10 protein-coding genes are annotated in these 12,953 nt (G+C 64.9%); 6 read left to right on the top strand and 4 right to left on the bottom strand.

All coding sequences use genetic code 11. The features are described from left to right. Positions 1 to 150: 150 nt before the first annotated feature. Positions 151 to 1,317, bottom strand: a complete 1,167-nt coding sequence (locus AWB80_RS15230) for a porin (RefSeq protein WP_061175482.1) — start codon at positions 1,315 to 1,317, stop codon at positions 151 to 153. 316 nt (positions 1,318 to 1,633) lie between these two features. Continuing rightward, positions 1,634 to 2,944 carry a YihY/virulence factor BrkB family protein gene (locus tag AWB80_RS15225; protein WP_061175481.1) on the bottom strand — a complete coding sequence of 437 codons (1,311 nt, stop codon included), beginning with the start codon at positions 2,942 to 2,944 and terminating at the stop codon, positions 1,634 to 1,636. A gap of 211 nt (positions 2,945 to 3,155) precedes the next feature. Between AWB80_RS15225 and fdnG the strand changes: the two genes are divergently transcribed. The 3 genes from fdnG to AWB80_RS15210 are packed head-to-tail and all read left to right on the top strand — an operon-like array spanning position 3,156 to position 7,816. Next, on the top strand, positions 3,156 to 6,224 hold the full coding sequence (fdnG, locus tag AWB80_RS15220) for a formate dehydrogenase-N subunit alpha (RefSeq protein ID WP_087131300.1): 3,069 nt from the start codon (positions 3,156 to 3,158) through the stop codon (positions 6,222 to 6,224). A 10-nt stretch (positions 6,225 to 6,234) separates the two neighbouring features. Further along, positions 6,235 to 7,179 (top strand): formate dehydrogenase subunit beta, encoded by a 945-nt coding sequence (gene fdxH, locus AWB80_RS15215; RefSeq protein ID WP_061175478.1) that lies wholly within the window; start codon positions 6,235 to 6,237, stop codon positions 7,177 to 7,179. Then, positions 7,166 to 7,816, top strand: coding sequence for a formate dehydrogenase subunit gamma (locus AWB80_RS15210; protein WP_061175477.1), 651 nt, complete (start codon positions 7,166 to 7,168; stop codon positions 7,814 to 7,816). Before fdxH ends, AWB80_RS15210 begins: the two co-directional genes overlap by 14 nt. Positions 7,817 to 7,822: 6 nt before the next feature. Here AWB80_RS15210 and AWB80_RS15205 read toward each other — a convergent pair whose 3' ends face one another. Next, positions 7,823 to 8,173, bottom strand: coding sequence for a type II toxin-antitoxin system ChpB family toxin (locus AWB80_RS15205; protein ID WP_061175476.1), 351 nt, complete (start codon positions 8,171 to 8,173; stop codon positions 7,823 to 7,825). Beyond that, positions 8,167 to 8,418, bottom strand: coding sequence for an AbrB/MazE/SpoVT family DNA-binding domain-containing protein (locus tag AWB80_RS15200; protein ID WP_061175540.1), 252 nt, complete (start codon positions 8,416 to 8,418; stop codon positions 8,167 to 8,169). Before AWB80_RS15200 ends, AWB80_RS15205 begins: the two co-directional genes overlap by 7 nt. Positions 8,419 to 8,622: 204 nt before the next feature. Here AWB80_RS15200 and fdhE point away from each other — a divergent pair, with 204 nt between their 5' ends. The 3 genes from fdhE to selB are packed head-to-tail and all read left to right on the top strand — an operon-like array spanning position 8,623 to position 12,934. Then, positions 8,623 to 9,597, top strand: a complete 975-nt coding sequence (fdhE, locus tag AWB80_RS15195) for a formate dehydrogenase accessory protein FdhE (protein ID WP_061175475.1) — start codon at positions 8,623 to 8,625, stop codon at positions 9,595 to 9,597. Next, the gene (selA, locus tag AWB80_RS15190) at positions 9,594 to 11,030 is read left to right on the top strand and encodes an L-seryl-tRNA(Sec) selenium transferase (protein WP_061175474.1); all 1,437 of its coding nucleotides are present in this window, start codon (positions 9,594 to 9,596) and stop codon (positions 11,028 to 11,030) included. Before fdhE ends, selA begins: the two co-directional genes overlap by 4 nt. Continuing rightward, positions 11,027 to 12,934 (top strand): selenocysteine-specific translation elongation factor, encoded by a 1,908-nt coding sequence (gene selB, locus AWB80_RS15185; protein ID WP_061175473.1) that lies wholly within the window; start codon positions 11,027 to 11,029, stop codon positions 12,932 to 12,934. The genes selA and selB overlap by 4 nt, the downstream gene beginning before the upstream one ends. Positions 12,935 to 12,953: the final 19 nt, after the last annotated feature.

The following is a 12,953-nucleotide window of genomic DNA, read 5'->3' as shown; positions in this document are numbered from 1 at the left end:
GGCGCGCGCGCGGTTGATTTTGACATTTTGTTGCGCTTTGCCGCGTGACGCGCGCACATAAAAAAACAGCCACCGGCATAACCGATGGCTGTTCGAGGGTACTGCGGTCCTGCCGACGCGGCACTCGCGTGCCACGCCAGTCGGTTGTTCTTAGAACTTGTGACGCACGCCCACGATGACCAGTTCCTGGTGGCTGCGGCCGCTTTCGTAGCCATACGAGCCGATCGACGCTTGCGCCGAGCTGGTCGTGCCATCGCCGTTACGCTGGTCGCCGCTTGCGTGCTGGTAAGCCGCAACAGCGTAGAAGTCGGTGCGCTTCGACAGCGAGTAGTCGGCGCCCAGGCTGACCTGGTGGTACGTCGCCGAGGTGTCGCCACCCGCCTTCGTGTACGTGTAGCCCAGACCCGTCAACAGAGCCGGCGTGACCTGGAAGTTCACGAAGCCGTTGCCGATGTTGAAGTGCTGCGAACCGAAGCGCGATGCGCCGTCAGCCTTGTACTGCGCGTTGCTGTACGAACCGCCGACCGTGAATGCGCCGATCGAGTACTGAACCGCGCCGCGAGCGATACCGATAGCCTGAGCCGTCGCGTACGCCGAGTTCACCGGGCTGTTGAACAGCGAGTCCGACGACGGGCTGCCCCAGCCGCTGGCCGTCGTTGCCGGCACACGGCCTGCGCTCGGGTTGTTCGCGTAGAAGTAGCCGCCTGCAACAGCCAACGGGCCGTTGTTGTACGTCGCAGCTGCCGACCACGTCTGGCCTTGGCCCGTCGTGCCCGCCAGGTTGCTGAAGCCGTACAGACCTTCGACCTGGAAGCCGGCGAAGTTCGGCGACACGTACTTGACGGCGTTGCTCACGCGCAGCGAGTTGTCGTAGTTGTCGACGTCGCCCGGCGTTGCGAAGGCAGCGCCCCAGTAGTTGTCACCCGTGATGCCTTGAACCATGTCGACCAGCGGATCGTACTGGCGACCCAGCGTGACCGTGCCCCACTGGTTGCCGGACAGACCGACGAATGCTTGACGACCGAATTCGCGGCCGCCTTGGCCGAGACGGCCGGTGCCGACGTCAAAGCCGTTTTCCAATTGGAAAATCGCCTTCAGACCGCCGCCCAGGTCTTCCTGACCCTTCAGGCCCCAGCGGTCGCCGGACAGGTTGCCGTTGATCATGCCGACCAGCTTGTCGCCGTTCGCGTTGGCATGGCTCACATAGCCGATACCAGCGTCGATCACGCCATACAGGGTCACGCTCGTTTGAGCTTGTGCCGCGCCTGCTGCGCCGAGCAGCGCCAGCGAGAGGGACGTCAGTGCGAATTTCTTCATCGAATTCTCCACGCGAATGATTAAAATCGTTGTTGCCGGCGCAGAGAATAACGCAACGTTTCGAAACTTAAGAAATGAAAAATATAGACTGTCTCGAAAAACACACACTCGGGTCATCTGCCCGTCTGTAAAGGTTTTCGGGCAGTTTCGAAACGAATTTTGGGAGACTGGGGCAGTTCGGAAAAGTTCCGTGCGCAATCGACTATTTGAATCGGCGGATTTTGGATCGCTGCGTGATTACCGTCGATTCAAATAACAAAGCGCATTTTTAGCGCCGGATTTTTCGGGTTTGGCCGACAGCGCTCACCGTGCCGATTCAGCGTCGCCCGGTGGGGTCCTGTTGCCGCGTCGTATCGCGCCGGGTCAGCAGCGCGACCGCCATGCCCGCGCTCGCCGCGACCAGAACCGCGCGCCACGGATGACGCCGCACCGCCGCATTCGCGCGCGACGCCTTGCGGCCCGCGCCGACCATCGCTAGCGCGGTGACGCGCGTGGCGGTCGATTCCGCCCGCGCCAGCTTGCGCGACAACGCCAGCGCCCGCGCCACGGCGGAGACTTTCTTGCGCGCCTGCCCGGTCAGATGTTGCGCATGCTGCGTGCGCGCGCCGATTGCGCGTCGCGTAGTTTCGTCGACTGGCGCCGCCGTCGATGCCGCGCCGGCCATCGGCGTGGCGGTGCGCGTCGACGCGGCGAGCAGCGAGCCGATCTTCGCGCGGCTGCCCGGCGGCACGCGGCCGTTGCTCTGCTGGCCCCACGCGCCGCGCGGATCATGCAGCCGCGCGCGCGCCGCCGAAAACTCCGCGCCGAGCAGCAGCACGGCGGCGGAGAAATAGAGCCACATCAAAAGCACCGCGAGCGAGCCCGCCGCGCCGAACGCGCTCGCGGTGCCCGCGTGCGTCAGATAGAGCGCGAACAGTTTCTTGCCCGCCGAGAAAAGCAGCGCGGCGACCAGTCCGCCGACCAGCGCATCGCGCCATTGCACGGGTGCGTCGGGAAGAAACTTCATCAGCGCGCCGAACGCGACCGTGAGAATCGCGAGCCCGGCCGCGAGTTGCACGACATCTCCGACGATCACGAACGGAGAGTCCGCCCACAGCCACATGCCGACGGCCTGAATCGCGGTGTCGAGCACGAGCGACACGATCAGCAGAAACGCGACGCCGAGCACGAGCCCGAACGAGACGAGCCGCACGCGCACCATCGCCATGACGCCGGAGCGCTGCTCGGCGGTCATCGGCCAGACGATATTGAGCGCCGTATTGAGCGATGAAAACGTCGCCGACGCCCCGGCCGCAAGCAGCACGAACGAGATGATCGCGGCGAGGCCCGTGCCGCCGCTGCGATGCGCATTCTCGACGATGCTCTGCACGCCCGCCGCGGCCTGATCGCCGATGAGTCCGTTCACCTGATGAAAAAGCTGCCCGCGCGCGGCTTCCGGCCCGAACACCCACCCCGCGACGGCGATCACCATGACGAGCGTCGGCGCGAGCGAGAACGCCGAATAGAACGCGATGCTCGCGGCCATCGCGGCGCAGCGGTTTTCCGAGAACTGCTTGAGCGCGCCGAGCGCCCACGAAGCGTCTTTCCTCACGACGGTTTGGATCTTCTGCGTGGAGACGGAACTCATGTCGACCTCTCGAAGCTTTGAACAACGATGTTCATCCGTCGAGCACGTTCCATTCCAGAACATGCGGCCTCGGGCGCGCGAGTTGCTTAGCGTGTGAAGTTTGCGGCGACAAACCGGCACATCGGTGCAAATACCGTATCAAACCGTCTGGCAGATGTAATCGAGCACCATATACTCTAGAAACCCACTTTACGACGTGCCGAGGGCAATCATGCTCCAAATGTCACGGCGACAGTTCCTCAAGGTTTCCGCGAGCACGCTCGCCGGATCGAGCCTGGCGGCATTGGGCTTCTCTCCGGCTCCCGCGCTCGCCGAAGTCCGGCAATACAAACTGTCGCGCACCACGGAAACGCGTAACACCTGCCCGTACTGTTCAGTCGGGTGCGGCATCCTGATGTACGGCCTCGGCGACAACGCCAAGAACGCCAAGGCAAGCATCATTCATATCGAAGGCGATCCGGATCATCCGGTCAATCGCGGCACGCTCTGCCCGAAAGGCGCCTCGCTCATCGACTTCATTCATAGCCCGAGCCGCCTGACGGTTCCCGAACATCGCGCGCCCGGGTCGAACGAGTGGAAGCCGATTTCGTGGGAAGACGCGCTCGACCGCATCGCCGTGCTGATGAAGGAAGACCGCGACGCGAATTTCGTCGAGGCGACGCCAGACGGCAAGAAGGTCAACCGCTGGCTGACCACGGGCTTTCTCGCGGCGTCGGCGGGGAGCAACGAAGTCGGCTATCTGACGCACAAGACGGTCCGCAGTCTCGGGATGCTCGCATTCGACAATCAGGCGCGTGTCTGACATGGCCCGACGGTGGCAGGTCTTGCCCCGACGTTTGGCCGTGGAGCGATGACGAACCATTGGGTCGACATCAAGAACACGGATCTGATTCTGGTGATGGGCGGCAATGCGGCCGAGGCGCACCCGTGCGGCTTCAAGTGGGTGACGGAGGCGAAGGCGCATCGCCGCGCGCGGCTGATGGTCGTCGATCCGCGCTTCACGCGCACCGCATCGGTTGCGGATTTCTATGCGCCGATACGCACCGGCACGGACATCGCGTTCCTGGGCGGCGTGATCAACTATCTGCTCACGCACGACAAGATCCAGCACGAGTACGTGAAGAACTACACGGACATGTCGTTCATCGTGCGCGAGGACTACGCGTTCAAGGACGGCGTGTTCTCGGGCTACGACGCGGAAAAACGCAAGTACGACAAATCGAGCTGGGACTACGAGCGCGGCGAGGACGGTTACGTGAAAACCGACCTCACGCTGAGTCATCCGCGCTGCGTCTATAACCTGCTCAAGCAGCACTACGCCGCCTACACGCCTGAAATGGTGACGAAAGTCTGCGGCACGCCGACCGACAAGTTCCTGAAAGTCTGCGAGATGCTCGCGTCGACCGCCGTGCCGAATCGCGCGGCGACGATCCTCTATGCGCTCGGCTGGACGCATCACTCGGTCGGCGCTCAGATGATCCGCACGGGCGCGATGGTGCAACTGCTGCTCGGCAATATCGGTATCGCGGGCGGCGGCATGAATGCACTGCGCGGGCATTCGAACATTCAAGGGCTGACCGATCTCGGCCTGATGTCGAATCTGCTGCCCGGCTACATGACTTTGCCGATGGAAGGCGAGCAGGACTACGAGGAGTACATCAAGAAGCGCGCGGCGCAACCGCTGCGGCCGAATCAACTGAGCTACTGGAAGAACTATCGCGCGTTCCATGTGAGCTTCATGAAGTCGTGGTGGGGCGACAACGCCACAGCCGACAACAACTTCGGCTACGACATGTTGCCGAAGCTCGACAAGTCCTACGACATGCTGCAGGTCTTCGAGCTGATGGCCGCGGGCAAGATGAACGGCTACATCTGCCAGGGCTTCAATCCGCTGGCGGCGGCGCCCAACAAGGCGAAGATCGGGCTCGGGCTGTCGAAGCTGAAGTGGCTCGTCATCATGGACCCGCTCGCGACCGAGACGTCGGAGTTCTGGAAGAACCACGGCGAATTCAACGACGTCGATGCCTCGAAGATCCAGACCGAAGTCTTCCGCCTGCCGACGACCTGTTTCGCCGAAGAACGCGGCTCGCTGGTGAGTTCGTCGCGCGTGCTGCAATGGCACTGGCAAGGCGCGGCCGCGCCGGGAGAGGCGAGGAGCGATCTGGAGATCATGTCGGGCCTGTGGCTGCGCATGAGAAAGGCATATCAGGAAAAGGGCGGCAAGTATCCCGATCCGATCCTGAAGATGACCTGGCCCTACGCGGACCCGGAAAGCCCGACGCCCGAAGAGATCGCGATGGAGTTCAACGGCCGCGCGCTCGCCGATGTCACCGATCCCGCCGATCAGACCAAAGTGCTGGCGAAACGCGGCGAGCAACTGGCGAGCTTCGCGCAGTTGCGCGACGACGGCTCGACCGCGAGCGGCTGCTGGATTTTCTGCGGCTCGTGGACGCAGGCGGGCAACCAGATGGGCCGGCGCGACAACTCGGACCCGACGGGTATCGGCCAGACGCTCGGCTGGGCGTGGGCGTGGCCGGCGAACCGGCGCGTGCTGTACAACCGCGCATCGTGCGATGTGAACGGCAAGCCGTTCGATCCGTCGAGAAAGCTGGTCGCGTGGAACGGGCGCGCCTGGACGGGCCCGGACGTCCCCGACTTCAAGGCTGACGAGCCGCCGGAAAAAGGCATGAGCCCGTTCATCATGAACCCGGAGGGCGTCGCCCGTTTCTTCGCGCGCGACGGCATGAACGAAGGGCCGTTCCCCACGCACTACGAACCGTTCGAAACGCCGCTCGGCTACAACCCGTTCTTCCGCGACAACAAGGCCGCGACGAGCAATCCCGCCGCGCGCGTGTTCCCGGACGATCGCGCCGCGTTCGGCGCCGCCGACAAATTCCCCGACACGGCGACCACCTACCGCCTCACCGAGCACTTCCACTACTGGACCAAGCACGCGCGCCTGAACGCGATCATCCAGCCGCAGCAGTTCGTGGAAATCAGCGAGGAGCATGCGAAGGAAGTGGGCGTCGTCGCGGGCGATCGCGTGAAGGTGTCGAGCAATCGCGGGCATATCGTCGCAGTGGCGCTCGTCACCAAGCGCATCAAGCCGCTGACCATCGAGGGCAAGAAGGTGCACACCGTCGGCCTGCCGCTGCACTGGGGCTTCAAGGGTCTCGCGCAGCCGGGCTATCTCGTCAACACACTCACGCCTTCCGTGGGCGACGGCAACTCGCAGACACCCGAGTTCAAGTCGTTCCTGGTGAAGGTCGAGAAGGCATAAGGGGGACGAGATGGCACTGCAATCGCTCGATATCAAGCGTGTCTCGGCGACCACCACGCCGCCGACGCAGGTGCGCGAGCCGGCCACGGGCGCGGTGGCGAAGCTCATCGACGTGTCGAAGTGCATCGGCTGCAAGGCGTGTCAGACGGCCTGCATGGAATGGAACGACTTGCGCGACGAGGTCGGTCACACGACCGGCGTCTACGACAATCCGCGCGACCTGACGGAGCATTCGTGGACGGTGATGCGCTTCACCGAATACGAGAATCCGAAGGGCGACCTCGAATGGCTGATCCGCAAGGACGGCTGCATGCATTGCGAGGACCCGGGCTGTCTGAAGGCGTGTCCGTCGCCGGGTGCGATCGTGCAGTACACGAACGGTATCGTGGATTTTCACGAGGAGAACTGCATCGGCTGCGGCTATTGCATCACCGGTTGCCCGTTCAACATTCCGCGGATTTCGAAGGAAGATCATCGCGCCTATAAATGCACGCTGTGTTCGGACCGCGTCGCGGTGGGACAGGAGCCCGCGTGCGTGAAGACCTGCCCGACCGGCGCGATCATGTTCGGCACCAAGGTGGACATGCAGGCGCAGGCCGCCGAGCGCGTCGAGGACCTGAAGGAGCGCGGCTTCGCGAACGCGGGCCTGTACGATCCGGCGGGCGTGGGCGGCACGCATGTGATGTACGTGCTGCATCATGCCGATCAGCCCGAGTTGTATCACGGACTTGCGAAAGACCCGCACATCAGTCCGCTGGTGTCGATCTGGAAGGGCGTGACCAAGCCGCTCGCGATGGCGGGCATCGCGATAGCGGCGCTCGCGGGCTTCTTCCACTACACGCGCATCGGCCCGAACGAAGTCAGCGAGGAAGACGAACTGGAGGCGCATCGCGAAGCGGAAGAGGTGCGTCGTCGCCGGGAAGGCGGACAGGAGCGTGAAGATGAAACACGATAGCGAACTGCGTGACGTGAAGGGCCACCGTCTGATCGTGCGCTACACGCCGAACGAGCGCACCAATCACTGGATCACCGCGATCACGTTCGTGCTGCTCGCGCTGTCCGGGCTCGCGATGTTCCATCCGTCGATGTCATGGCTCTACGCGATCTTCGGCGGCGGACAGTGGACGCGCATTCTTCATCCGTTCGTCGGCTGCGTGATGTTCCTTTCGTTCCTGATCCTCGCGCTGCGTTTCTGGCACCACAACTATCTGGACAGCAACGATGTCCAGTGGATGAAGCAGATGAACGACGTGCTCGCCAATCGCGAAGAGCGCCTGCCGGAAATCGGCAAGTACAACGCGGGACAGAAGCTGCTGTTCTTCGTGATGGTGGCGAGCCTCGTCTTGCTGCTTTTAAGCGGAATTGTGATCTGGCGCGCCTACTTCGCGTTCTATTTCCCGATTACGGTGATTCGCATCGCGTCGGTCGTGCATGCGGCGACTGCGTTCGTGCTGATCGTGTCGATCATCGTGCACATCTACGCCGCGATCTGGGTGAAAGGATCGATCGGCGCGATGACGCGTGGCACGGTCACGTATGGATGGGCGCGGAAGCATCATCCAAGGTGGTTCAGGGAAACGATCGGGAAGTAGGCGAACTCAGTCGAGGATGGCTTGCAGGCGGGCGAGCGCGTCTTCGGTGGTTGCGACCGACGCACGCTCGACTTTGCGCGCGCCCCGCGCTTCGAGATCGAGCGTACGGATCATGTTCACGAGCGCGACGCCCTGTGTTTCGACGCCGTCGCCGGCCAGCGGGACCGCGAAACCGGCGAAGCGGGCGAAGTTCCCGCCTTGGGTGATCGGCGCGACGACCGCGACGCCCGTGGCGTTGAACACGCCCGACGAGAGCACGAGAGCGGGCCGGAACTCGCCTTGCTGTTCATGGCCGACGCTCGGGTTCAGATTCACCCGCACGATGTCGCCGCGTTCGAATTTGACTCGCCTTACCATGCTTCACCTCCTACCGGCTTGAGGTTGTTCCAGGCGGCCAGGTCTTCGGGCATCGGCGCTGCGAAGTCGCATTGCGCGACCAGGTCGGCGAGGGCATAGCTGGGGCGCGCCGGGGTGAGCATGATGCCGTCCGGACGAACCTCGACGCTCAACTGGTCGCCGAGTTCGAGTTTCGCCTGATCCAGCAATGCGGCGGGCAAGCGCACGGCGGCACTGTTGCCCCACTTTTGTATCGAGAGTTTCATAAGCGAGAAGATGTCCCAGAAATGTAGATCCATTGTAGATACCATTATATGTCCCAGTCAGGTTGATGTGTACACGTTGTAGATACGCAGGTGCGGGCGCCATGCGACTTGACTTTATGCTGATATGCTAGGCAACTGCAGTCGGCCAGATGGCATAGGAACGGGTGCGTGCCCCTTCCGCAACGCTCTCCGAGGAAACCTTCCGTGGTCCAACGCATCGTCGAAGCCGCGAGAATCCAGTCGCTCGATCCATCGGCCATTCCGCGCCTGCGCATGCCCGAACGCGCAACGCTGTTCGCCGCGCGCGCCGCGCGTCTCTTGCAACTCGCGGACGCGAGCAATCCCATTGCCGGTTATCTGCGTCTGATGGCCGCGCTCGCCGACGCCCAGCAGCGCGTCCTCGCCAGCGTCGAAGCGTCGATGCCCCCGCGCGCATCGATCGAACTGAACCAGCGCCATTCGATGCCGATCATTCCCGCGCTCACGGACGAACGCGATCCCGCGTGGCGCGACGTGCTCTTCATGCTGCTCGACGGCATCGAAGCCGCGGGCGCGCTGACGCCGCCGCTCGCGCAGCTTGTGTCCCGCCTGCGCGCGCTCGACGCCGCCGCGCTCGACACCCAGGCCGATGCGATCCTCGCGCTGCGCTTCGCCGAGATCGACCCGGCCGCCGCGCCGTTCATCGCGGCTGCGTTGCAGGTCGTGTGGACCGATCTGGCGAGCCGCATCGACATGAATGACTTACCCTGGCTCGACGCGCCCGGCGTGTGCCCCGTGTGCGGCTGGGTGCCGGTGGCGAGCATCGTGCGCGTCGGCGGCGCGTATGACGGTTATCGCTACGTGCAATGCGGACTGTGCGCAACCGAATGGCATGTCGTGCGCGCGAAATGCTCGAACTGCGATTCGACCAAAGGCATCGCCTATCACGCGATGGGCACGGGCGACGAGGCCGACGAAGAAAAAGCCGCGAAGGCGAAAGGCGCGCCGCTCAAGGCCGAGTCGTGCGACGAATGCGGCACGTATCGAAAGATCGGCTATCAGGACAAGGCGTACGACTTCGAGCCTTATGCCGACGATCTCGCGAGCCTCACGCTCGATCTGCTGATGGGCGATGCGGGCTACCGGCGCGCCGCGCCTCATCCGTGGCTGTGGCCCGAGCAAAAAGAAGACGACCAATGAGCGACGTGACAGGAAGCGACGGCGGCGAACTGCGTGCATTGATGGCCCGGGTGCCGTCGGTCGAACGCGTGCTGGCATCGGCGGAATTCGAGCCGGTCATCGGCGGATATGGGCGCACGCAGGCGCTGGCCGCGTTGCGGCAGACGCTCGACACCTGGCGCGGCGACGCGCAGGCGGGCCGCGCATCCGTCGATGCCCTGAGCGATGCGCAACTCGCGCGCGCGGTCGGCGCGCGGCTCGCGAAGCGCGCGCAAAGCAATATACGCAGCGTCTTCAATCTCACGGGCACGGTGCTGCACACGAACCTCGGCCGCGCGCTCCTGCCCGACGAAGCCGTGCGGGCCGTCGCCGACATTCTGACGCGCCCCGCGAATCTCGAATTCGATCTCGACACCGGCGCGCGCGGCGATCGCGACGATCTCATCAACGGCCTGATCTGCGAACTGACGGGCGCCGAAGCGGCCACCGTCGTGAACAACAATGCGGCGGCCGTGCTGCTCACGCTATCGGCGCTGGCGGCGCGCAAGGAAGTGATCGTGTCGCGCGGCGAACTGGTCGAAATCGGCGGCGCGTTTCGCATTCCCGACATCATGAGCCGCGCGGGCGCGAAACTGCGCGAAGTCGGCACGACGAATCGCACGCATCTGAAAGACTACGACGAAGCGATCAACGCGAAGACCGCGCTGCTGATGAAGGTCCATTGCAGCAATTACGCGGTGACCGGCTTCACGAAGGAAGTGACGCTCGCGGAACTCGCGCCGCTTGCGAAAGCGCGCGGCCTTGCGCTGGCGATGGACCTCGGCAGCGGCACGCTGGTCGATCTCGCACAATGGGGTTTGCCGCGCGAAGCGACGGTGCGCGAGACCATCGCGGCGGGCGCGGATCTCGTCACCTTCAGCGGCGACAAGCTGCTGGGCGGACCGCAAGCCGGGCTGATCGTCGGGCGCCGCGAACTCATCGCGAAGATCAAGAAGCATCCGTTGAAGCGCGCGCTGCGCGTCGGCAAGCTGACGCTCGCGGCGCTCGAAGCGGTGCTGCGTCTCTATCGCGCGCCCGAAACGCTGGCCGAACGTCTCACCACATTGCGGCTGCTGACGCGTCCCGCCGATGCGATGCGCCTCGCCGCCGAGCGCATCGAGCCCGCGTTGCAACGCATGGTCGGCGAGGCGTTCATCGTCAGCGCCGAGCCGATGTTCAGCCAGATCGGCAGCGGCGCGTTGCCCGTCGACGTGCTGCCGAGCTACGGTCTCGCCGTGCGCCTCGCGAGCGGCAAGCGTCCGGGAAGTCAACTGAACCGCATCGAGAAGCGCTTGCGCGAGTTGCCGCGTCCAGTGCTCGGGCGCATCGCGGACGGCGCGTTGCAACTCGATCTGCGCTGCCTCGAAGAAGCCGATGAGACCACGTTCGTCGCGCAACTGGAAGCGCGCGAATGATCGTCGGCACGGCGGGTCACATCGATCACGGCAAGACCACGCTCGTGCGCGCGCTGTCGGGCGTGGACACCGATCGCCTGAAGGAAGAAAAGGCACGCGGCATATCCATCGAACTCGGTTACGCGTATGTGCCGTTGAACGATGGCGGCGTGCTCGGTTTCATCGACGTACCGGGTCACGAGAAGCTCGTGCACACGATGGCGGCGGGCGCGTGCGGCATCGATTTCGCGTTGCTCGTGATCGCCGCCGACGATGGCGTGATGCCGCAAACGCGCGAACATCTGGCGATACTCGAACTGCTCGGCGTGACGCACGGCGCGGTCGCGGTGACGAAATGCGATCGCGTGGATGCCGCGCGCGTGCGGGACGTGCACGCGCAAATCGGCGCGCTGCTCGCGGATGGCCCGTTACGCGACGCGCCCCTGTTCGACACCGACGCCACGAAAGACGGCGACGCGGGCGTCGCCGCGCTGAACGCGCATCTCCACGCTGCAGCCGCGCACGAACACACGCGCCGCGACGACGGCTTCTTCCGGCTCGCGGTCGATCGCGTGTTCACGCTGGCGGGACAAGGCACGATCGCAACGGGCACGGTGTTCGCGGGCCGCGTGAACATCGGCGACATGCTCGCGCTCGCGCCGCGCGAAGCGGGCAGCGAACCCATGCGCGTGCGCAGCATCCACGCGCAGAGCCGCGCGGCGCAAACGGGCCGCGCGGGCGAACGCTGCGCGCTCAATCTCGCGGGCATCGAGAAGGAAGCGCTGGCGCGCGGCGACTGGATCGTCGATGCGCGGCTCGCGCGCGCGTCCCCGCGACTGGATGTCGAGCTGACGCTGCTCGAAGACGCGCAGCTCACGCTCGCGCACTGGGCGCCGCTGCATGTGCATCTCGGCACGACGCATCGCGTGGCGCATGTCGCGCTGCTCGAAGCCGATACGCTCGCCGCCGGACACACGGCGCGCGTGCAGCTCGTCTTCGACGACCCCGTGTGCGCGCTGCCCGGCGATCGCTTCATCGTGCGCAATGCGCAGGCGAGCCGGACCGTCGGCGGCGGGCGCGTGCTCGATCCGTTCGCGCCCGCGCGCAAGCGCCGCACGCCGCAGCGCCGCGCGTGGCTCGATGCGCTCGTCGAGATGCTGGACACGGGCCGCGTCGATGCGCTCTTTGCGCAGGCGCCATACGGCCTGCAACGCTCGCTGATCGAACATCTGTGCGGACGATCGATGTCGCCGGAAGAGCTGCGCGCGATATCCACGCACGGCGACACGCTTTACATTGCACCGCGTCAATGGGACGCCATGAGAACGCGCCTCGTCGATGCGCTCGACGCCTTCCACGCACGCTTTCCCGATGAACCGGGCGCCGACGCCGCGCGCCTGCGCCGCATGGCCGCGCCGGTAGCTCCAGATGCGCTGTGGCGCGCGCTCGTCGATGACGCGCTGGCGGGCGGAGCGATCGCGAAGAGCGGGCCGTGGCTGCATCTACCGTCGCACACGGTGACGCTCGACGAAACGGAAGAAGCGCTCGCGCGCGCGGTGCTCGCATCGCTCGAACAGGGCCGCTTCGATCCGCCGTGGGTGCGCGATCTCGCGAACGCGCACGGCGTCGGCGAGGACGAGATGCGCAGGCTCCTGAAAAAGCTCTCGCGGCGCGGCGACGTGTATCAGGTCGTGCGCGATCTGTTCTACTGCCGCGCGTCGATCGGCGCGCTCGCGCAACTCGTGGCGCAGGCGGCGCGAGAGCAGGGCGGCGCACTCGGCGCGGCCGCCTTTCGCGATGCCAGCGCGCTCGGCCGCAAGCGCGCGATACAGATCTTGGAGTTCTTCGACCGCGTTGGGTACACTCGATTCCACCGCGACCTGCACCTGTTGCGCGCCGATAGCCGCTGGCACGAGTCCGTCTGACGGTCGCGCGCCCTGTCGA

Source organism: Caballeronia pedi (genome assembly GCF_001544915.2).
GTDB classification, from domain to species: Bacteria; Pseudomonadota; Gammaproteobacteria; order Burkholderiales; family Burkholderiaceae; genus Caballeronia; species Caballeronia pedi.
The sequence above is the reverse complement of the archived record's forward strand: the minus strand, read 5'-3'. Positions and strand labels throughout refer to the sequence as shown.

What these genes read in the sequence shown, in the direction of transcription:
- AWB80_RS15230 (WP_061175482.1), bottom strand. Translation starts at nt 1,317, where the DNA reads ATGAAGAAATTCGCACTGACGTCCCTCTCGCTGGCGCTGCTCGGCGCA.
- AWB80_RS15210 (WP_061175477.1), top strand. Translation starts at nt 7,166, where the DNA reads ATGAAACACGATAGCGAACTGCGTGACGTGAAGGGCCACCGTCTGATC.
- selA (WP_061175474.1), top strand. Translation starts at nt 9,594, where the DNA reads ATGAGCGACGTGACAGGAAGCGACGGCGGCGAACTGCGTGCATTGATG.
- selB (WP_061175473.1), top strand. Translation starts at nt 11,027, where the DNA reads ATGATCGTCGGCACGGCGGGTCACATCGATCACGGCAAGACCACGCTC.
- AWB80_RS15200 (WP_061175540.1), bottom strand. Translation starts at nt 8,418, where the DNA reads ATGAAACTCTCGATACAAAAGTGGGGCAACAGTGCCGCCGTGCGCTTG.
- AWB80_RS15225 (WP_061175481.1), bottom strand. Translation starts at nt 2,944, where the DNA reads ATGAGTTCCGTCTCCACGCAGAAGATCCAAACCGTCGTGAGGAAAGAC.
- fdxH (WP_061175478.1), top strand. Translation starts at nt 6,235, where the DNA reads ATGGCACTGCAATCGCTCGATATCAAGCGTGTCTCGGCGACCACCACG.
- AWB80_RS15205 (WP_061175476.1), bottom strand. Translation starts at nt 8,173, where the DNA reads ATGGTAAGGCGAGTCAAATTCGAACGCGGCGACATCGTGCGGGTGAAT.